General features: G+C 63.0%; 20 protein-coding genes. 12 read left to right on the top strand and 8 right to left on the bottom strand.

The features are described from left to right. Positions 1-63 precede the first annotated feature (63 nt). Positions 64-735 (bottom strand): ceramidase domain-containing protein, encoded by a 672-nt coding sequence (locus IHQ72_RS04360; RefSeq protein WP_258121339.1) that lies wholly within the window; start codon positions 733-735, stop codon positions 64-66. Positions 736-912: 177 nt separating this feature from the next. Between IHQ72_RS04360 and IHQ72_RS04355 the strand changes: the two genes are divergently transcribed. Together IHQ72_RS04355 and IHQ72_RS04350 are read left to right on the top strand one after the other, a co-directional pair. Continuing rightward, positions 913-1,707, top strand: coding sequence for a DUF1223 domain-containing protein (locus IHQ72_RS04355; RefSeq protein ID WP_258121338.1), 795 nt, complete (start codon positions 913-915; stop codon positions 1,705-1,707). A 586-nt stretch (positions 1,708-2,293) separates the two neighbouring features. Next, positions 2,294-2,680, top strand: coding sequence for a DUF2794 domain-containing protein (locus IHQ72_RS04350; protein ID WP_258121337.1), 387 nt, complete (start codon positions 2,294-2,296; stop codon positions 2,678-2,680). Positions 2,681-2,684: 4 nt separating this feature from the next. Here the strand turns inward: IHQ72_RS04350 and IHQ72_RS04345 are convergent, their stop codons facing one another. From IHQ72_RS04345 to IHQ72_RS04330, 4 genes are all read right to left on the bottom strand, one after another. Beyond that, on the bottom strand, positions 2,685-3,254 hold the full coding sequence (locus tag IHQ72_RS04345; protein ID WP_258121336.1) for a GNAT family N-acetyltransferase: 570 nt from the start codon (positions 3,252-3,254) through the stop codon (positions 2,685-2,687). Positions 3,255-3,462: 208 nt separating this feature from the next. Then, positions 3,463-4,242: a Bax inhibitor-1/YccA family protein gene (locus IHQ72_RS04340; protein ID WP_258121335.1), complete on the bottom strand. Its 780-nt coding sequence runs from the start codon at positions 4,240-4,242 to the stop codon at positions 3,463-3,465. Between the two features lie 241 nt (positions 4,243-4,483). After that, positions 4,484-6,982: an ABC transporter permease gene (locus IHQ72_RS04335; protein ID WP_258123726.1), complete on the bottom strand. Its 2,499-nt coding sequence runs from the start codon at positions 6,980-6,982 to the stop codon at positions 4,484-4,486. Positions 6,983-7,205: 223 nt separating this feature from the next. After that, entirely contained in the window at positions 7,206-7,901 is a 696-nt protein-coding gene (locus IHQ72_RS04330) for an ABC transporter ATP-binding protein (RefSeq protein WP_258121334.1), read from the bottom strand. Positions 7,902-7,986: 85 nt separating this feature from the next. Here IHQ72_RS04330 and IHQ72_RS04325 point away from each other — a divergent pair, with 85 nt between their 5' ends. Both IHQ72_RS04325 and thpR read left to right on the top strand, forming a co-directional pair. Then, positions 7,987-8,631: an arylesterase gene (locus IHQ72_RS04325; RefSeq protein ID WP_258121333.1), complete on the top strand. Its 645-nt coding sequence runs from the start codon at positions 7,987-7,989 to the stop codon at positions 8,629-8,631. A gap of 130 nt (positions 8,632-8,761) precedes the next feature. Further along, positions 8,762-9,358: an RNA 2',3'-cyclic phosphodiesterase gene (gene thpR, locus IHQ72_RS04320; protein WP_258121332.1), complete on the top strand. Its 597-nt coding sequence runs from the start codon at positions 8,762-8,764 to the stop codon at positions 9,356-9,358. Here the strand turns inward: thpR and IHQ72_RS04315 are convergent. Then, the gene (locus IHQ72_RS04315) at positions 9,262-9,780 is read right to left on the bottom strand and encodes a low molecular weight protein-tyrosine-phosphatase (RefSeq protein ID WP_258121331.1); all 519 of its coding nucleotides are present in this window, start codon (positions 9,778-9,780) and stop codon (positions 9,262-9,264) included. The genes thpR and IHQ72_RS04315 overlap by 97 nt on opposite strands. Before the next feature lie 52 nt (positions 9,781-9,832). On the opposite strand from IHQ72_RS04315, the gene IHQ72_RS04310 reads away from it, so the two are divergent. From IHQ72_RS04310 to IHQ72_RS04290, 5 genes are all read left to right on the top strand, one after another. Beyond that, positions 9,833-10,129: a 4a-hydroxytetrahydrobiopterin dehydratase gene (locus IHQ72_RS04310; protein WP_258121330.1), complete on the top strand. Its 297-nt coding sequence runs from the start codon at positions 9,833-9,835 to the stop codon at positions 10,127-10,129. Between the two features lie 158 nt (positions 10,130-10,287). Next, entirely contained in the window at positions 10,288-10,650 is a 363-nt protein-coding gene (locus tag IHQ72_RS04305) for a YkvA family protein (protein ID WP_258121329.1), read from the top strand. A gap of 235 nt (positions 10,651-10,885) precedes the next feature. Further along, on the top strand, positions 10,886-11,389 hold the full coding sequence (locus tag IHQ72_RS04300) for an invasion associated locus B family protein (RefSeq protein ID WP_258121328.1): 504 nt from the start codon (positions 10,886-10,888) through the stop codon (positions 11,387-11,389). 199 nt (positions 11,390-11,588) lie between these two features. Then, positions 11,589-12,824: a dual-specificity RNA methyltransferase RlmN gene (gene rlmN / locus IHQ72_RS04295; protein ID WP_258121327.1), complete on the top strand. Its 1,236-nt coding sequence runs from the start codon at positions 11,589-11,591 to the stop codon at positions 12,822-12,824. Next, positions 12,821-13,300 carry a hypothetical protein gene (locus tag IHQ72_RS04290; protein ID WP_258121326.1) on the top strand — a complete coding sequence of 160 codons (480 nt, stop codon included), beginning with the start codon at positions 12,821-12,823 and terminating at the stop codon, positions 13,298-13,300. Before rlmN ends, IHQ72_RS04290 begins: the two co-directional genes overlap by 4 nt. On the opposite strand, the gene IHQ72_RS04285 is transcribed toward IHQ72_RS04290, so the two are convergent. After that, positions 13,272-13,913: a LysE family translocator gene (locus IHQ72_RS04285; RefSeq protein WP_258121325.1), complete on the bottom strand. Its 642-nt coding sequence runs from the start codon at positions 13,911-13,913 to the stop codon at positions 13,272-13,274. The genes IHQ72_RS04290 and IHQ72_RS04285 overlap by 29 nt on opposite strands. A 195-nt stretch (positions 13,914-14,108) precedes the next feature. Here IHQ72_RS04285 and IHQ72_RS04280 point away from each other — a divergent pair, with 195 nt between their 5' ends. The 3 genes from IHQ72_RS04280 (at position 14,109) to leuB (ending at position 17,718) form a co-directional block, all read left to right on the top strand. Continuing rightward, positions 14,109-15,332, top strand: a complete 1,224-nt coding sequence (locus IHQ72_RS04280; RefSeq protein WP_258121324.1) for an argininosuccinate synthase — start codon at positions 14,109-14,111, stop codon at positions 15,330-15,332. A gap of 663 nt (positions 15,333-15,995) precedes the next feature. Further along, entirely contained in the window at positions 15,996-16,379 is a 384-nt protein-coding gene (locus IHQ72_RS04275) for a RidA family protein (protein ID WP_258121323.1), read from the top strand. A 235-nt stretch (positions 16,380-16,614) separates the two neighbouring features. After that, a complete protein-coding gene (gene leuB, locus IHQ72_RS04270) occupies positions 16,615-17,718 on the top strand; it encodes a 3-isopropylmalate dehydrogenase (RefSeq protein WP_258121322.1) in 1,104 nt (367 codons plus the stop codon). Positions 17,719-17,759: 41 nt separating this feature from the next. Here the strand turns inward: leuB and IHQ72_RS04265 are convergent, their stop codons facing one another. Next, positions 17,760-18,464: a DUF805 domain-containing protein gene (locus IHQ72_RS04265; protein WP_258121321.1), complete on the bottom strand. Its 705-nt coding sequence runs from the start codon at positions 18,462-18,464 to the stop codon at positions 17,760-17,762. Positions 18,465-18,787: the final 323 nt, after the last annotated feature.

Genomic DNA, 18,787 nt, shown 5'->3' with positions numbered 1-18,787 from the left:
CAGTAGGGGAAAATCGCCTCCACTGCCTCGTCCTATTCCCTACTGCCTTACTGCCCTACCCCCTTACTGCCCTAATTTCGGCGCCCCGAAACGCGCCGCCGCCGCCAGCAGCACACCGAGCATCAGCCCGTTGAGGATGTGCCACAGGAAATGCGTGCCGAGCGGGAAGCTGCCGCAGACCAGCGGATCGATCATCCTGAAGATGACCGACACGACGAAGATCGCCGAGCCCGCCAGATTGTACCAGCCGGCGCGGTTGCCGCTCGCCGCCACCCAGGCGCCGAAGAAGGCGAGCGCCAGGAAGGGCGGCAGATAGCCGGTCGTGCCGTTCGATACCTGGCGCAGCCAGTCCGGCACGGCCCAGGTCAAAAGCCCGGCGACGGCATAGAAGGCGACGAAGATGGCGACCGCCTTGCCCCATTTCATGCCGAGGAAACGGCGCAGGTTGAACAGCGTGTAGGCCAGAGTGAACCCGGCGATCGGCAGCACGTCGGCCCAGACCGTGCCATGGTTGGCAAAGGTGTGGAACAGCGCCGAGCCGATGCCGATCGCCACCACCCACCAGGCCAGCACTTCGGCGAAGATGCCGGTGCCGCGCCGGCGCACCTCCCGGACACCCCACAGCCCGGCGACAAGAAAAGCCAGATTGGTCAGTGCGTTGACCGGCTCGGCCCAGAGCTCCGGCCCGACCCGCTCGCAGTACAGGTCGACCGGCGTCAGGAGAGTTTGCCACATGCTGATTGTTGCCCGAATCGGTTTCTACCGTGAAGTGTAGCCCGTGCAATTGCGCCGTTGCAGTTGGTTGCAACGGAAATTTCACCGCAACGTGACTTCCCGTTGACTGCCGCTTCTGCCACATATTTAGCCAATCAGAACAAAGCCGGCCCATCACCGGCGGGAGTCGAAACGGCTATGACACCTCAAAGACCATGGCGGCTTGCGGCATTTGCGCTGGCCCTCTCGGTGTCTGCCGGCAATGCGCTTGCCGGCAATGCGATTGCCGGCGAGGCCGACAAGCCCCAGGCTGACAAAGCCTCGACTGACCAGCCCTTGGGCGTGGTCGAACTCTTCACCAGCCAAGGTTGCAGTTCCTGCCTGCCGGCCGATGAGTTCTTCGCCGAGCTTGCCGCCAAGGAGAATATCGTCGCGCTCGCCTATCATGTCGACTACTGGGATTATCTCGGCTGGAAGGACACGCTGAGCCGCAAGGAGAACACCGAGCGGCAATATGAGTATATGCGCGCCTTCGGCAGCCGCTCGGTCTATACGCCGCAGGCCGTCATCAATGGCCGCAGCCATGTCAAAGGCGCCAGCCGCAAGGAAGTCGACGGCGCGCTCGCCCGCATGGAGAGTTCAGGCCAAGGCATGCGGGTCAGCATCAAGGTCAGCCGGAGCAGCGACCGCGTCACCATCGACACCGGCGATGCCGGGACCGGCCCCAGCGATGCCCATGTCGTCATCGTCTATTTCGATCCGCCGCAGACGATCAAGATCGGCAAGGGCGAAAACACCGGCCGCAGCATGACCTACTGGAACGCCGTCTCCGGAATCCAGACCGCCGGCATGTGGCACGGCAAGGCGCAGCGCTACGAATTGCCGATGAGCGTGATTTCCAAGAAAGGCGGCTGCGCCGTGCTGCTGCAATCGGTGGGCAAGGACGGCCTGCCGGGTCCCATTCTGGGCGCCGCCTTGATCCACAAGCCTTGAACGGGGACCTCTCCTTCCCCCCTTGTGGGAGAAGGTGGATCGGCGCGCAGCGTCGAGACGGATGAGGGGTTCTGGAAGGAATGAGGCGGCGGCGATTTCAAGTAAATTGCCAAGCTGGAACACCCCTCATCCGACCTCGCTTCGCGAGGCCACCTTCTCCCACAAGGGGAGAAGGGAAGGCCGCGCGCATCACTCGGCCAATAAAAAACCGACGTCAGCTTGCTTCTGACGCCGGTCATTTAGGTTTTGGGATCGTCGCACTCGATTTTTCCCATGGAAAAACCGAGGTTGGTTCGATCCGACGCAGACCCGTGGGCGGGGGGCTTGGGGTTTACGAGCCAGTGCCGGACCGAACCGTCTCAGGCAACACCCGTAAATTCGTCGGACATTGGGGCATTAGCGCGGATAAAAGATGGCAGGATTGTGGCGAGGCATCACCAATTCCAACGAACGTTTTATAAACGTGACTGGACACTGCGGAAACGGTGCGGCGCCAGCCTTTGCCTCTTTGCCCCGGGGCTGGGCTTGCAATTCCACGGCGAAAGCGTCAACTTTGGTCGTAAGATTCATTCGAAGGAATCGAGGCATGACTGATCACGGCAGCGGGACGGAGGATGGGGACGCATCCGCAATTCTGATCCCGCTGCATGAGGCAAGACGCGAACGCCTCGACCAGCCGGTGCGGTTCGACCGGCGCGAACTGGACCAGATCCTGAGACTCTACGGACGCATGGTTGCCGCCAATGAATGGCGCGACTACGCCATCGACCATCTCACCGACCGCGCCGTCTTTTCCGTCTTCCGCCGCACCAGCGAGGTGCCGCTGTTCCAGATCGTCAAGGATCCGAAGCTGGCGCGCCGGCAAGGCGCATTCGCCGTCATTGCCGCCGGCGGCCGCATCCTCAAGCGCGGCCAGGAACTTGGACGCGTGCTTGGCGTCTTCGAGCGCAGGCTGAAACTGGTCGAGGCCTAACTGCTTATTCCTGCTGGCGGAATCTCCGTTCCGGCAACGAGTTTGGATCTGGCGGAAGCAGAGCCCCGCCATTGATCGGCAGTTGCATGAACACCGTATCGAGCCAGCGTCCGTGCTTGTAGCCGGAGCCTTCCAGGCGGCCCGAATGGCGAAAGCCGAGCTTTTCATGCAGCAGCACTGAGGCACTGTCCGGCCGACCGTCGCCGATTACCGCGATGATCTGGCGGAAGCCCGCCGCCTCGGCCGCCTCGATCAGCCCCTGCATCAGCTTGAGCCCGACGCCTCGGCCCTTGGCCTCGGGCGCGACATAGACGGAATCCTCGACGACAAAGCGGTACGCAGGCCGCGCCCGGAAGGGGCCGGCATAGGCATAGCCGAGCACAATGCCGTCTTTTTCCGCCACCAGATAGGGAAAGCCGCCCACCATCAAACTATCGAAGCGCGCACCCATCTCGGCGCGATCAGGCGGCTCCAGTTCGTAGCTCGCCGAGCCATGGGTCACCGCATCGGCATAGATATCCGTGATCCGATCGAGATCGGCCGAAGTCGCGGCCCGTATCGTGATGCTGCTCATAATTTATGCACGTCAATCATCTGCCGGCCATTCATCAAAGACCGGGGCAGAAGAAAAGGGCGGCTGTTGGGCCGCCCTTCCAAAATCGCTGGTCCAGGGACTTGCCTTAAACCATGATCCCGAAAAGTGGGAACCGGTTTTCGGAAAAGATCATGGTCCAAACAAAAAGATAGACCCCCATCCCGATTTTATCGGGATGGATCAGGCTCTAGCGGCGGTCGCCCATGAACTGCAGCAGGAACATGAACAGGTTGATGAAGTCGAGATAGAGCCTCAGAGCGCCCATGATCGCCTTGCGGCCGGCGACATCAGTCTCGTCGCCCTCGAAATACATCTCCTTGATGTTCTGCGTGTCGTAGGCGGTGAGACCCGAAAAGATCAGCACGCCGATCGCCGAAACGGCGAAGGAAAGCGCCGACGACTGCAGGAAGATGTTGATCACCATCGCGATGATCAAACCGACCAGGCCCATGACCAGGAACGAACCGAACGCGGATAGGTCGCGCTTGGTCGTGTAGCCGTAGAGCGACAGCCCGCCAAAGGCGGCGGCGGTGGCGAAGAAGGTCTGCGAGATACTGGCGGTGGTGTAGACCAGGAAGATCGACGACAGCGACAGGCCGACGAGGCCGGCATAGACCCAGAACGTCGTCTGCGCGGCCGAAACGCTCATCGACTGGACACGGAACGACAGGAACATCACCGCTGCCAACGGGGCAAAGATCACCAGCCATTTCAGCGGCGAGCCGAAGATCGCGTAGCCGAAGGAGGTCAGCATGTCGCCATTCGGCAGCGTGGCGACCGCCGAAGCCGGATCGGTGGTGGTGGCCAGCATGATCGTTCCGACCGCGGCGAGGCCGGTGATGAGGAGGCCAAGCCCCATCAGATTGTAGACCTTGATCATATAGGCGCGCAGGCCCTGGTCGATAGCAGCATCGACGCCGGCGCCGGGCACGGCACGCGTCTGATAATTGCGAACGGGTTCAGCCATGGAAATCCTCATATTGCTTCTGCCCCGTCCGGTGTCCGGCCCATTTGGACCGCGGCGCCGCTGGCGGGGCTCCAGCATGCCTGCGGCGAAATATGATGGTTATTGGCGCCAAGAACAAGACCGTAACCGAGCGTAATGCTTCGTGAAGACACGAAAATCCGGATTTATCGGCCTTCCGAAGCCCAACATTAACAAGATTTAACCGAATCCTGGTCGCGTTGAGCCTGCAGATGCCTGCAGATCAGAGATTGCGCAGCACCGGCGCCGCCTTGTGGCCCAGCACCCGCCAGGTGCCGGCGAGGCCAATGCCGACCGTGACCACCAGCGCAAAGACGATGGTTGCCACCGCCACATCGGGCATGAAATGCGACGGCAGCGTCATGACGCGCGCGACAACGAACCACGCCGCAATCCCGCCTGCCGCCAGCGCGAAGATCGCGGTGGCGAGGCCGATCAGCATGTATTCCAGCGAAAAGGCCGCGATCAGCGTCTTCCTGGTAGCGCCCAGCGTCTTCAGCACCACTGCATCGTGGATGCGGGCGCGGTTTCCGGCGGCCAGCGCGCCGGCCAGCACCAGCACCGAGGCGATCAGCGCGACGCCGGCCGCGGCCCTGATCGCGGTGCCGAGTTGCGCCACCAGCCGGTTGACGATGTCGAGCGCGTCCTTGACCCTGACTGTCGTAACCGCCGGAAAGGCACGGGTGACGGCGTTGAGAAGACGGGCATCGTCGGCCGGCGACGCGCCCTTGTCGGTCAGCGTCGCCAGCCAGCTATGCGGCGCGCCGGCAAACGTGCTGGGCGAGAACACCATGACGAAATTGATGCCCATCGTCTCCCATTCGACCTGGCGGAAATTGGCGATCTTCGCCGTCACGTTGCGGCCAAGCACGTTGACAGTGATGGTGTCGCCGAGCTTCAGCCCGATCTCTGCGCCTTCCTCGGCCGAAAACGACACCAGCGGCTCGCCGGCATAGTTGTCCGGCCACCAGGTGCCTTCGGTCAGCGTCGCATTCGCGGGAATACTGGCCTCGTAGGTCAGCCCGCGATCGCCGCGCAGCACCCAGGCCCCTTCCGGCGCAACCCTAGCCTTGTCGACGTCGACGCCGTTCAGCGCCATCACCCGGCCGCGCAGCATCGGCACCTTGACCAGCGTGCCCTTCGGCGCTTGCCTGCTGACCAGCGCAGAGAACGCGTCGACGTCGCTGCTCTGGATGTCGACGAAGAAGAAGTTCGGCGCCCGTTCCGGCAGGCTGCCGGAAATCTGCCGCCTGAGATTGCCGTCGATCAGCGCCAGCGTCACCAGAAGCGTCAATCCCAGCCCCAGCGACAGCACCACCGACGGCGTCAAGGCACCTGGCCGATGGATGTTGCCGATGGCGAGCCTGAGCACCGTCGAGCCAACGCGCGGGCTCTTTTTGGCGGCCCACTGCACCAGCGCGCCGACGATGCGTAGCACCAGGAAAGCAAAAATGGTGGCGCCGACGAAGATCGAGGCGATATAGCGGTCGCCGGAAAACAGAATGGCCAGCGCCGCCAGGAGCAGCGCGATGCCGAGCGCCGCCGCCGTGTAGAGCGGGCGCGGAAAACCGCGGCCCTCAAAACCCATCTCGCGAAACAGCGCCGTCGCCGGCACGTCGCGCGCACGGCCGAGCGGCAGCAAGGCGAAAGCCAGCGTCACCAGCAGCCCGAACAGCGCCGCCATGCCGAGTGCGCCGGGATAGAACCCACCTTCTGCCGGCACCGGAATGACCGACTGGAGTACCGCGCTCGCCGCAAACGGCATCAGCGCGCCAAGCACAATGCCGACCGTGATGCCGAGCGCGGCGATCATCAGGATCTGCACCAGATAGACGGTAAAGACGAAACCGCCCGAAGCCCCCAGGCTCTTGAAGGTGGCGATGACGCCGCGCTTGCCGTCGAGATAGGCGCGCACCGCATTGGCGACGCCGACGCCGCCGACCACCAGCGCCGTCAGCCCGACCAGCGTCAGGAACTGCGAAAACCGTTCGATGTTGGAGGACAACGCCGGTGCTGCGTTGCTGCGCGTGCGGATCGACCAGCCGGACTCGGGAAAATCCTCCGCCGCCTGATACTGAATGGCCTTTATGCGCGCCTCGCCGGTGCCGCCGGGCAGGCGGACCTTGTAGGCGTTCTCGACCAGGCTGCCGGGCTGGATCAAACCGGAAGCGGCAAGCCCGTCCGTCGAGATCATCAGCCGCGGCGCAAAGCCGAAGCCGTCGGATACCGCGTCCGGCTCGTTGACGAGCCTGGCGCGCAGTTCGAAGGTGGCGCTGCCCAGCTTCAGCCGGTCGCCGACCCCAAGGTTTAGCCGCTCGAACAAAAGGTCGGGTGCGGCGGCGCCGAAAACACCGGATTTTTCGCCGAACAATTCCTGCTTCGACAGCGCCGGCTCGGTCTCCAGCGCGCCATAGAGCGGATAGGCTCCATCGACCGCCTTGGCCTCGACCAGCGCCTGATCTGAACCGTCCTCGAGCCGCGCCATCGAACGCATGCTGGCGCTGTGCGAGACCGTGCCCAGCCCGTCAAGAAAAACGTGCTCGGCTTGCGTCGCGGCGCGCTGATTGAGCTGGAAACGAAGATCGCCGCCGAGCAGCGACTGGCCTTCGTTGGCGACACCGGCGGTAATCGCCCGGGCCACCGAATTGACGCCACCGATCGCCGCGACGCCAAGCGCGATGCAGGCAAGGAAGATCAGGAAGCCGGACAGCCCGCCGCGCATCTCGCGCAGCGAAAAGCGGAAGGCGAGTGAAAAGGTGCGCGCCCAAGGGACCCCCTCATCCGGCCGCGGAGCCTGTCCTCGGGCTTGCCGAAGGCAAGACCCGGGGGCGTCCACCTTCTCCCCGAGCGGAGAAGAGGTCGCCAACGCCTGCGCCAGCCTCTTCTCCCCGCCGGGGAGAAGGTGGCCCGAAGGACCGGATGAGGGGGTCTTGTCAGCCATTGCGCTACGCCGTCACTTTAAGCAATGGCGCGTCCTCGATCCGGCCCGACCGCATCGATACCTGCCGGGAGCAGCGTGAGGCAAGCGCCGGATCGTGGGTGACCAGCACCAGCGTCATGCCGCGCTCGGCCGCCTTGGCGAACAGAAGATCGGCGACCTGCCGTCCCGTGGTCTGGTCGAGATTGCCGGTCGGCTCGTCGGCGATCAGGATGCGCGGCGACGGCGCCAGCGCCCGGGCGATCGCCACACGCTGCTGTTCGCCGCCGGACAATTCGCCGGGATAGTGGGTGATGCGGTCGCTCAAGCCCACCGCCTCCAGCTCCCGCGCCGCCACCCCGAACGGATCGGCATGGCCGGCAAGTTCCAGCGGCACTGCGACATTTTCGAGCGCCGTCATATTGGGAATGAGGTGGAAGGACTGGAAGACGATGCCGATGTTTCGCCCCCGAAACGATGCGATCTGGTCTTCGGTCTTGCCGTTCAGCAATTCGCCGGCAATTCGTACCGTACCCGAATCGACCCTTTCCAAGCCGGCCAACACCATGAGCAGCGTCGACTTTCCCGAGCCCGACGGCCCGACAATGCCGGTCGCCTCGCCATCAGCCACATCGAGGCTGACACCTTTCAGCACATGGACGGAAGACGCTCCTTCGCCCAGCGTCAGCGATACGTCTTTCAGCGCGATGACGGCTTCTGTCAAAATAAAATCGTCCTATATGGGAGAGGGGAGGCCTGGAATTCTGCCTGCCGCCAACAAATGTCCTTGGTCATATGGGGCCTGCCGCATGGCTTTCAAACACACACTTGCCGCAGCCTTGATCCTTTTCCTCGGATTTTGCGGCGCCATTTCGTCGGCGCGCGCCGAGCCGTTCAAGATCGTCGGTTTCGGCGACAGCCTGATGGCGGGCTTTGGCCTCGGACCGGATGAGGGCTTCACCCAAAAGCTTGAGGCAGCACTTCGCGCCAAGGGCCACGATGTGACCGTCGCCAATGCCGGTGTCTCCGGCGATACGTCGAGTGGCGGCCTGTCGCGGCTCGACTGGTCGGTGCCGGACGGCACTCAGCTCGTCATCCTCGAGCTCGGCGCCAACGACATGCTGCGCGGCGTTTCTCCCGCCATCACGCAAAAGAATCTGGACGCCATGCTGGCGAAGCTGAAGCAGCGCAAGATCGCGGTGCTGCTGGCCGGCATGCGCGCCGCACCCAATCTCGGCGCCGACTACCAGAACGGCTTTGACGCAATCTTTCCGGAACTGGCGGCAAAATACGGCGTCCCGCTCTATCCGTTCTTTCTCGACGGCGTCGCCGGCGACGCCGCCTTCCAGCTCGAGGACGGGCTACACCCGAATGCGCAAGGTGTCGACCTTATGGTCGAGCGCATTCTGCCGGCCGTCGAAAAGGCCATTGCCGTGGCTAAGGGCAACTCTTGAAGGACTGGCTACGTGTTCTCCATGGACGATTTGATTTTAGACAAGCCTGCGACCAACAAACCGCTTGCCCCGCTCGATTTTCGATGATTCGCTAGGGACAAGAGTTCGATTCGGGGACAGGAGGCTTACCATGCCGCGTCTTTTCACCGCCCTCGAAATACCGCGAGACGCCGCCCTTTCGCTGTCCCTGCTCCGGGGCGGCCTGCCCGGGGCCCGCTGGATCGACGTCGAGAACTACCATTTGACGCTGCGCTTCATCGGCGATGTCGAGGGCCATGTCGCCGACGAGATCGCCAACGCGCTCGACCGTGTCCACCGCCCATCCTTCCCGCTGACGCTGTCCGGAGTCGGCGCCTTCGGCCAGAAGAAACCGCATGCGGTGTGGGCCGGCGTCTCCGCCTCGCCCGACCTTTCAGCACTGCAAGCCGAGATCGAGCGCATCTGCCAGCGGCTCGGCATCCCCGCTGATCCGCGCAAGTTCATGCCGCATGTGACCTTGGCCCGCTTACGCAATTCGAGCCCGCTCGACGTCGCCCAGTATCTTTCGGCACGCGGCAATTTTTCGACGCTGCCCTTCCGTGTCAGCCGCTTCGTCCTGATGTCGTCGCGCCATTCGGTCGGCGGCGGACCCTACATCGTCGAGGAGGCCTGGCCGCTGTCGGGCGCCGACAGCCGTGCCTCGAGCCGCGTCGCCAGCGCCTCCGACGCTTCGCGGATCATGCGGTAGACCGAGGCAAACGCCTCCGGCCCCTCGTGATAGGGGTCCGGCACGTCGCTCACCTTTCCCTCCGCGAACTCCAGGAACAGATGGACACGGTCGCGCATGGCGGCAGGCACCAGCGCTTTCAGATCCCGAAGATTCGATCCGTCCATGGCGAGAATGAGGTCGAAACGCGAAAAATCGTCCGGCGTCAGCTTGCGCGCCCGCTGTCTGGAAATATCGATGCCGTGCCGCTCTGCGATCGACATCGAGCGCGGGTCCGGCGCCGAACCGGCTTCCCAGTCGCTGGTTCCGGCCGAATCAAGCAGGATATCCCGATCGAGACCGCGCTCCGCCAGGACGGCGCGCAACACGCCCTCCGCCAACGGTGAGCGGCAGATATTGCCGAGACAGACGAAAAGAATGGATTTTATCGGCTTTGCGCTCATCGATCCGGCACTATGCTGAAGACTGCGAACCCAGATAGCACGGGAAACGACTATGACGAGAGAGAAACTGAGCAAGGAGGCGGTCGTCGAGGCGCTGGCCGGGCTCGACGGCTGGTCGCTGGCCAGGGACGGCGGCTCGATCGCTCGCACCTTCACCTTCAGGAATTTTTCCGAAGCCTTTGCCTTCATGACCCGTGTCGCCCTGGCGGCGGAGAAGATGGACCATCACCCCGACTGGTCGAATGTCTACAAGACCGTGAACGTGACGCTGAACACCCATGATGCCGGCGGCCTGACGGCGCTCGATTTCGAACTGGCCAAGACGATGGACCGCTATTTCGGCGGTTGAACTCGCTGGTTCCCTTCGACGTTCGCTGCCGGTCCTTTCCAAGCTGTCAGAATCGCTGCGTCGAGACATCGGCATCTTGTAGTGGGGCACTGCTTTCACCACATTTTCCGCTGGCAGGCGCGCGTGGAACGACATGCTAGCCTCGTTAGGAGAGACTGATGGCGCAAAAATCAGGTTTTGATTTCTTCGGCTTTAGCGGCAAGCCCGGCGAGGAGAGCGAAGTGCGCGAGAAATTCTGGCGCACGGCCAAGAGGGCTGCCCGGCAGATCCCGTTCATGGAAGAGCTGGTCGCCGCCTACTACTGCGCCATGGACAAGAACACGCCTCTGCGCGCCAAGGGCATCCTGGTGGCGGCGCTCGGCTATTTCGTGCTGCCGACGGACGTCATCCCCGACTTCGTCTTCGGACTGGGCTTTACCGACGACATCGCGGTGCTGACCGCCGCGATCACCACCGTCAAAGCCCACATCACGCCCGCGCATCGGCTCGCCGCCAAGCAGGCGATTGCCGACAACAGCTGAGCCGACGACAAGGCAGAAAAGTCAAACTCTTGCCGCTTTCGTGGCCTCCAAGTCGCGAAAGGGACGTTGCAACTGCCGCTTTTCGAGCGACGGGCGCAAGGATGGCGGCGGTTTCCTGGGGTGGATGTCCTTTTCCCAAGGGAAATTCACCGTTTGGTAACCCAGATTAAATCAAAATGAAGCGACGGGCAGGACGCTGAGCCGGCCTGCCTCCGCACCATATATGGGAAAAGCGATGCGCGGATTGATTGCTACAATTTCGAGCCTGGCACTGGTGGCCATGACAGCGCCGGCTCTGGCGCAGTCGGCGACCAAGATCGGCCAGCACAATGCCTGGGGCACCTACAGCTACAAGGCGTCGGGCGGCAAGGTTTGCTATGTGTTGACCGTGCCGACCGACAAGCAGCCGCCGACGCTTGACCATGGCGACATGTTCTTCTTCGTCAGCCAGCGGCCGGGACAGCAGGTCTCCTACGAGCCGCAATTCATCGCCGGCTACAATTTCCAGGAAAACTCCAAGGCCACCGTCACCATCGACGGCAAGAGCTTTTCGATGTTCACCCGCGGCAAGTCGGCCTGGGTCGAGAACGCCGCCGAGGAGCCGGTGCTGATCGCCGCGATGAAAACCGGCAGCGACATGAAGGTGCAGGCGAAGTCCGGCCGCGGCAACACCACCACCTATGTCTTTTCGCTGAAAGGCATTTCGGCGGCGCTGTCGTCCATCGCCAAGTGCAAATAGCCATAGGCGAAGCGGAGTTTGAGTAAGGGCCGGGCCGCAAGCCCGGCTTTTTGCTTTTTAAAACGCCGCCGGCCGGCACATTGCGGCGAGCCTTGCACCGCCGCCACCCATGACTCCGCCGTCAACCTGTGCTATGCGCCGCGCTTCATTTCCAGCACGATGCTGTAATCGGCCGCAAATCGCTTATATTGGCGCAACAATGACCCTTTCATTCGACCTCACCACTGAGGCCGCCCGTGACGCGTTGCGCGCCCGCGCCACGCCGGCCGAAAAACCGTCGCTGATCGGCCTGACCCGGGCCGAGCTTGGCGCTGCCCTGGTTGCATCAGGCATCGTGCCGGAGCGCCAGGCCAAGATGCGCGCCCAGCAGCTCTGGCACTGGATGTATGTGCGCGGCGTCTCCGACTTTGCCGGCATGTTCAACATCTCCAAGGATTTGCGCGCCGAGCTCGACAAGCATTTCACCGTCGCCAGACCCGAGATCGTCGAGGAGCAGATTTCCTCCGACGGCACGCGCAAATGGCTGTTTCGCTTTCCGCCGCGCGGCGCCGGCCGGCCGGTCGAGATCGAGACCGTCTACATTCCCGAAGAAGGCCGCGGCACGCTCTGCATCTCGTCGCAGGTCGGCTGCACGCTGACCTGCTCCTTCTGCCACACCGGCACGCAGAAGCTGGTGCGCAACCTGACATCAGAGGAAATCCTCGCCCAGCTTTTGACCGCCCGCGACCGGCTCGGCGATTTCCCCGACCGCGACACGCCCGATGGCGCCATCGTGCCGGCCGAGGGCCGGAAAGTGTCCAACGTCGTCATGATGGGCATGGGCGAGCCGCTCTACAACTTCGAGGCGGTGAAGAAGGCGCTGCTGATCGCGTCCGACGGCGACGGGCTTTCCCTGTCGAAAAGACGCATCACGCTGTCGACCTCCGGCGTCGTGCCGGAAATCTTCCGCACCGGCGACGAGATCGGCGTCATGCTGGCGATCTCGCTGCACGCCACCAATGACGATTTGCGCGACCTTTTGGTGCCGATCAACAAAAAATATCCGTTGAAAGAGCTGATCGCCGCCTGCCGCGCCTATCCCGGCCTGTCGAATGCCCGGCGCATCACCTTCGAATATGTGATGCTGAAGGACGTCAACGATTCGATCGAGGACGCCAAGGGGCTTATCAAGCTGCTCAAGGGCATTCCGGCCAAGATCAATCTGATCCCGTTCAACCCGTGGCCGGGCACCAACTACCAGTGCTCTGACTGGGAGACGATCGAGAAATTCGCCGACTACATCAACAATGCCGGCTATGCCTCGCCGATCCGCACGCCGCGCGGCCGCGATATCCTCGCCGCCTGCGGCCAGCTCAAGTCGGAATCGGAGCGCATGCGCAAGGTCGATCGGCTGGCGCTGGAAGCGATGATGATCGCGGGGCACGGCGAGGCGTGACCCGCCTTATCGCCTATCTCATTCGCTTCGCCGTCATCCTGATCGGCTATGTCGTCGCCGCGCTGGCGGCCAGCGCCTTCCTCAACATCATGTTTCTGGCGTCGCTCGGCTACACGCCGGAGCACGCGCACCCTACGGCGACTGCTTCGCTGTATTTTTCTATCCCCTTCGTTGCGCTGTTCGTCGCCTATTTCGCCTTCATGCCGGCAGCCATCGCCATCCTCGTCTCCGAAATCCTGGGGCGGCGCGACTGGCTGTTCTATGCGCTGGCGGGCGCGGTGGTCGCGGCGGTCTTCCTCGGCTTCGCCTACCAGACCGCCGATGCCAATTTCGAGATCACCGACCCGCGCGTCGCCGCTGCCGTGATCGGCTGCGGCATGGTCGGCGGCATTTTTTACTGGCTGAGCGCCGGGCGCTCAGCTGGAAGCTGGCGTCAGATTGAACGCCCTACTTCGCCTGGGCGGTCAGGATCTTGAGCGCGAAGGCGGAAAACACCCCTGCGAACAGATAGTCGACGGCGCGCGTCACCCGCGGGCTGGTCTTCATCGCCGCCGAGAATTTTTCTGCTGCAAAGACCATCGGCGCTGTTACCGGGATCGACAAAACGACGAACATCGCGCCGAGGAAGAACAGTTTTCCGGGCGCGTTCGGATCATGCGCCGAGACGAACTGCGGCAGGAAGGTCATGAAGAACAGGATGATCTTCGGGTTGAGCAGATTGACACCGAGCCCTGCCGCCCAGGCGCGAAACAGCGAAATCTCAGGCCCGCTCTTCTTCTCCGGCGAAAACGCCGACCCCTTGGTGATCGCCTGCCAGGCCAGGAAGACGAGATAGCCGGCGCCGAAGATCTTCAGGGCCAGGAAGGACATCGGCGAGGCAACGATCAGCGCCGAGACACCGACCACTACCAGCGTGGTGTGGATCACCGTGCCGCACAGCGCGCCGGCCATCGAGGCAAAGCCGGTGGCGCGGCCATGGCTCAGCGTGCGCGACACGAACAGCGTCATGTCTGGCCCCGGCGTGATCGCCAGGATCACGGTGGCGATGGCGAACTGGATCAGCGTGGTGGTGTCGGGAATGAAGGACATCGGCGGACCCTGGATAAAGAAGGCGCAGCCTATACCGCAAGCGTCTTCTCGGCACCAGCGACTGGCCGGCACAAGGGCTGATCCAGTATGCCAGCAGCGACCGGGGGACCGTTCGTCTCTTGCGCAGTCCGGAAAGCCCGTGATACCTCGCCCGGCGAGAACCCTTGTCGCGGAACCGCCAATATGTCCCCCAGCATGTCAAAAGCAAAAGCCGTCAAGAAGGTCGTGCTCGCCTATTCCGGCGGCCTCGACACTTCCATCATCCTGAAGTGGCTGCAGACCGAGCTTGGCGCCGAGGTGGTCACCTTCACCGCCGATCTCGGGCAGGGCGGCGAGCTGGAGCCGGCGCGGCGCAAGGCCGAGATGATGGGCATCAAGGACATCCGCATCATGGATGTCCGCGAGGAATTCGTTTCCGATTTCGTATTTCCGATGTTTCGCGCCAATGCCGTCTATGAAGGCACCTATCTGCTCGGCACCTCGATTGCCCGCCCGCTGATCTCCAAGCACCTGGTCGAGATCGCCAGGGAGACCGGCGCCGATGCCATCGCCCACGGCGCCACCGGCAAGGGCAACGACCAGGTCCGCTTCGAGCTCTCGGCCTATGCGCTCAACCCCGACATCAAGGTTATCGCGCCATGGCGCGACTGGTCGTTCAAGTCGCGCACCGACCTGATCAACTTCGCCGAGCAGCACCAGATCCCGGTGCCGAAGGACAAGAGGGGCGACGCGCCGTTTTCAGTCGACGCCAACCTGCTGCATTCGTCTTCCGAGGGCAAAGTGCTGGAAGACCCGTGGAGCGAGCCGCCGGAATTCGTCCACCAGCGCACCATCTCGCCGATGGACGCGCCGGACAAGGTCACCGAGATCGAAATCGAATTCCTGAAGGGCGATCCGATCGCGCTCGACGGCAAAAAACTGTCGCCGGCGACGATGCTGGCGGCGCTCAACGATCTCGGCCGCGACAACGGCATCGGCCGGCTCGACCTTGTCGAGAACCGTTTCGTCGGCATGAAATCGCGCGGCGTCTACGAGACCCCCGGCGGCACCATACTGATATCAGCCCACCGGGCGATCGAATCGATCACACTCGACCGTGGCGCCGCCCACCTCAAGGACGAGTTCATGCCGCGCTATGCCGAGCTGATCTACAACGGCTTCTGGTTCGCGCCCGAGCGGCTGATGCTGCAGGCAATGATCGACAAGAGCCAGGAAGATGTCGAAGGCACGGTGCGGCTGAAGCTCTACAAGGGCAACGTCATCGTCACCGGCCGCAAGTCGAAGAAGACGCTCTATTCCGACGCGCTGGTCACCTTCGAGGACGACCGTGGCGCCTACGACCAGAAGGACGCCGAAGGCTTCATCCGCCTCAACGCGCTAAGGTTGCGGACGCTGGCGGCACGTAGTCGAAAAAGCTAGCCAGTTTCTCTGCGCGGAGGGATTTGGCTCTTTGACTGAGTCCGAAAGGGACTGCGGACGGTCGTTGCCGGCCCTGCAGCCAGCCGCCGATCTCCTACATCTGCGATTGGCTACAGGCCACCATGCCTTCGTCACCCCAGGGCGGAGCAAGGAGCGAAGCGACGCGGCGCAGACCCTGGGATCCATTCCCGTGACATCGGCCGAAGAATGCAGGCGACTCAGGATAAATGCCGATCTGTAGTGGCCATCAAAGGTTCTGCACCGTCGTGACGCTCTGATATCATGGATCCCAGGGTCTGCGCTCCGCTTCGCTCCTTGCTCCGCCCAGGGATTGACGAAGGGAGGGATGTTTCAGCCAATCTCGAAAGTTTGCGACCTGCCACTGAAATTCGCCGCGAAAACTATCGACGTTCGCTGCCGGTCGGCTTCCAATCTGTTTGAGTCAACGTGTTAGGAACTAGTGCTGTTATGGACTTGGGACGGAGACCACACTGCGTTGGCTGATGCCTGTTCCGCTGGCCTTCTGGTGGCCTTGCGGAGGAGTTCGATGCCGAAGTGCCGGCCTATAGCGGGTTTGCACTGTCGATTTCGTCCCGCCTGGCCCATGGCCGGAAGGCACTTCTTCAGCTCAATATCGCCTTAGGAATATGCGAGGGAAGGCCCATGCGAAAACTGATCTCCACCGGCTCGCCCTTCGAGAAGGCCGCCGGTTATTCGCGTGCCTTGGTACAGGGCGACTGGTGTTTCGTTTCCGGGACGACCGGCTACGACTATGCGACCATGTCGATGCCGGAGACGGTCGAGGCGCAGACGCGCAATTGCCTTGCGACCATCGCCAAGGCGTTGCAGGATGGCGGCTTCGAGATAGGTGATGTGGTGCGGGCGCATTACTACATCACCGACGCGGCTTTCGTCGACATCGTCTTTCCGATCCTCGGCGAGGCCTTTGGCGACATCAGGCCGGCGGCGACGATGATCGTCTGTCAGCTCAATAAGCCGGAAATGAAGATCGAGATCGAAGTGACGGCGCTCAAGCGCACGGCCTGAGCGCGGCGGCGGTGCAGAAGCTTGCGTGGATGTCGGCGGGGCGCCAAGGATCGCCAAAGATGCTCTGAACCAAAAGCTTGCGCACAGCCCGCTTGGCGTTTAGCAAGGCCGCGGCTCACGCCAGCGCCGCGCGTCCTTTTGGACGCGCAAAGGACGCTGTAGAATTTTGGTTCTGCGCATGACCCCGAAATCGATTCCGATTTCGGGGTCATGCGACACAGTTAGGACGGTTCCGATGGCTTCGAAAAATCTCCTCCTGCTCGCCGGCGACGGCATCGGCCCCGAGGCGATGGCCGAGGTGAAGAAGCTGATCGCCGCCATGAATGACAGGCTCGGCAGTGGTTTCGTCACCGATGAGGGGCTGGTCGGCGGCTGCGCCTACGACGCACATGGCGCGGCGATTTCCGATGCCGACATGGCCAAGGCGATGGCTGCCGACGCGGTGCTGTTTGGCGCCGTCGGCGGCCCGAAATGGGATGCGGTGCCGTATGAGGTTCGCCCGGAAGCCGGACTGCTGCGGCTGCGCAAAGACATGGAGCTGTTCGCCAATCTCAGGCCCGCCATTTGCTATCCGGCGCTGGCGGCGTCCTCCTCGCTCAAGCAGGAGGTGGTCGAAGGGCTCGATATATTGATCGTGCGCGAGCTCACCGGCGGCGTCTATTTCGGCGAGCCCAAGCAGATCATCGACCTCGGCAACGGCCAGAAGCGCGGCATCGACACGCAGGTCTACGACACGTTCGAGATCGAGCGCATTTCGGGCGTTGCCTTCGAGTTGGCACGGACACGCCGCAACCATGTGACCTCAATGGAAAAGCGCAATGTGATGAAGTCGGGGGTGCTGTGGAACGAGGTCGTCACGCAGACCCACAAGGCGCGCTATGCCGACGTCAAGCTCGACCACATGCTGGCCGATGCCGGCGGCATGCAGCTGGTGCGCTGGCCGAAACAATTCGACGTCATCGTCACCGACAATCTGTTCGGCGACATGCTGTCCGACATTGCCGCCATGCTGACCGGCTCGATCGGCATGCTGCCGTCGGCATCGCTCGGCGCGCCGGATGCCAAGACGAAGAAGCGCAAGGCGCTCTACGAGCCGGTGCATGGCTCGGCCCCCGACATATCAGGCAAGGGCATCGCCAACCCGATCGCCATGATCGCCTCCTTCGCCATGTGCATGCGCTATTCCTTCGGCATGGTGACAGAGGCCGACCGCCTGGAAAGCGCCATCGCCGCCGTGCTCGACCAGGGCTTGCGTACAAGGGATATTCTTTCCGAGGGCATGACTGAGGTCGGCACCACTCAGATGGGCGACGCGATCATTGCCAAGTTCCTGGGCTGAGTCTGTGGCGGTCGACGTCTGCAGGGCGACGCCCGGGGACGCTAATAGGCCCCGACGCCTGCCGGCACCGGACCCCACTGGTTTTCACGGGCCTGCGTGGGGATCAGCGCGAAGACCAGGATGATCAGCCAGCCGATGGTTGGGATGAGCACCGCCAGAAAAAGCCAGCCGGTCAGGCCGATGTCGTGCAAGCGACGCACGTTCAGTCCGATCCATGGCGGGATTGTCGCCAGCACAAACGTGCCGCAAAGACCGACCGTCACTGCCGGCACTTCGTCGAAATTGCCCATGGCGTCGTCGAGGAAGAGGCCGATGCCGACGACCGCAATCAGCGCGATCGTCCAGAACAGGCAAAAGCCCCAATATTCCTTGCGGCGGGCACGGCCGGCGAAGTTGAAGTAATTTTCAGTCAGGCCCCGCCAGAAATAATCCCACAATCCGGTAGCCGCGGCGGGACGACTTTCAGCGGACCGGCCGAAATGTTGCGGCGCCCCGGGCACATTGGCGGTTTGAGTCGGGGCGGCGGTTGCGGCAGGCGGACTGGCGGGCGGACCGGCAGTCCGGGCGCGGATCGAAAAAACGTCGCGTGCCCGCCCGCCGGCCGGCTGGAACTCGATAACCGTGCCCCTGGCCATCGACGCCTCTCGGCGCAGATCCTCGCGCGCGAAAGTGTAGCGGTTGCCGTCGGCTCCGGTGATGAAACCGAAGCCTTGGTCCTCGTCATAGTGAAGCACTTCGCCGCGCATGTCCCACCTCTGGTCCCGCTGCTCAGACTGTTCAAAGTCAGGGCGGATCGCAAGGGGTGTGCGCGAAATGCAGTGCGTCGGCTACGAGCAGGCCACCGCGCTTTCGGCATCCCGCGGCGGAGCAGGAGCGAAGCGGTGTCGCGGAGGCCCTGGGATTCCATGCCATGACATCAGAGCATCGAGCCGGTGCAGAACCTTGATGCCGGAGGGACAGCACCCCCCTCTGTCCTGCCGGACATCTCCCCCGCAAGGGGGGAGATTGGCCGTCATCCCGGCCTTCGCCAATCTTGATCAATGGAAGGCTGGAGCTGCCATTGAAGCTG

Source organism: Mesorhizobium onobrychidis, assembly GCF_024707545.1.
Taxonomy (GTDB): Bacteria; Pseudomonadota; Alphaproteobacteria; order Rhizobiales; family Rhizobiaceae; genus Mesorhizobium; species Mesorhizobium onobrychidis.
This window is presented reverse-complemented; position numbering and strand designations above follow the sequence as displayed.

Excerpts from the sequence above, each read along its gene's own strand:
- IHQ72_RS04360 (WP_258121339.1), bottom strand. The coding sequence starts at position 735 with ATGTGGCAAACTCTCCTGACGCCGGTCGACCTGTACTGCGAGCGGGTC.
- IHQ72_RS04355 (WP_258121338.1), top strand. The coding sequence starts at position 913 with ATGACACCTCAAAGACCATGGCGGCTTGCGGCATTTGCGCTGGCCCTC.
- IHQ72_RS04350 (WP_258121337.1), top strand. The coding sequence starts at position 2,294 with ATGACTGATCACGGCAGCGGGACGGAGGATGGGGACGCATCCGCAATT.
- IHQ72_RS04345 (WP_258121336.1), bottom strand. The coding sequence starts at position 3,254 with ATGAGCAGCATCACGATACGGGCCGCGACTTCGGCCGATCTCGATCGG.
- IHQ72_RS04340 (WP_258121335.1), bottom strand. The coding sequence starts at position 4,242 with ATGGCTGAACCCGTTCGCAATTATCAGACGCGTGCCGTGCCCGGCGCC.
- IHQ72_RS04335 (WP_258123726.1), bottom strand. The coding sequence starts at position 6,982 with ATGCGCGGCGGGCTGTCCGGCTTCCTGATCTTCCTTGCCTGCATCGCG.
- IHQ72_RS04325 (WP_258121333.1), top strand. The coding sequence starts at position 7,987 with ATGGCTTTCAAACACACACTTGCCGCAGCCTTGATCCTTTTCCTCGGA.
- thpR (WP_258121332.1), top strand. The coding sequence starts at position 8,762 with ATGCCGCGTCTTTTCACCGCCCTCGAAATACCGCGAGACGCCGCCCTT.
- IHQ72_RS04315 (WP_258121331.1), bottom strand. The coding sequence starts at position 9,780 with ATGAGCGCAAAGCCGATAAAATCCATTCTTTTCGTCTGTCTCGGCAAT.
- IHQ72_RS04310 (WP_258121330.1), top strand. The coding sequence starts at position 9,833 with ATGACGAGAGAGAAACTGAGCAAGGAGGCGGTCGTCGAGGCGCTGGCC.
- IHQ72_RS04305 (WP_258121329.1), top strand. The coding sequence starts at position 10,288 with ATGGCGCAAAAATCAGGTTTTGATTTCTTCGGCTTTAGCGGCAAGCCC.
- IHQ72_RS04300 (WP_258121328.1), top strand. The coding sequence starts at position 10,886 with ATGCGCGGATTGATTGCTACAATTTCGAGCCTGGCACTGGTGGCCATG.
- rlmN (WP_258121327.1), top strand. The coding sequence starts at position 11,589 with ATGACCCTTTCATTCGACCTCACCACTGAGGCCGCCCGTGACGCGTTG.
- IHQ72_RS04285 (WP_258121325.1), bottom strand. The coding sequence starts at position 13,913 with ATGTCCTTCATTCCCGACACCACCACGCTGATCCAGTTCGCCATCGCC.
- IHQ72_RS04280 (WP_258121324.1), top strand. The coding sequence starts at position 14,109 with ATGTCAAAAGCAAAAGCCGTCAAGAAGGTCGTGCTCGCCTATTCCGGC.
- IHQ72_RS04275 (WP_258121323.1), top strand. The coding sequence starts at position 15,996 with ATGCGAAAACTGATCTCCACCGGCTCGCCCTTCGAGAAGGCCGCCGGT.
- leuB (WP_258121322.1), top strand. The coding sequence starts at position 16,615 with ATGGCTTCGAAAAATCTCCTCCTGCTCGCCGGCGACGGCATCGGCCCC.
- IHQ72_RS04265 (WP_258121321.1), bottom strand. The coding sequence starts at position 18,464 with ATGCGCGGCGAAGTGCTTCACTATGACGAGGACCAAGGCTTCGGTTTC.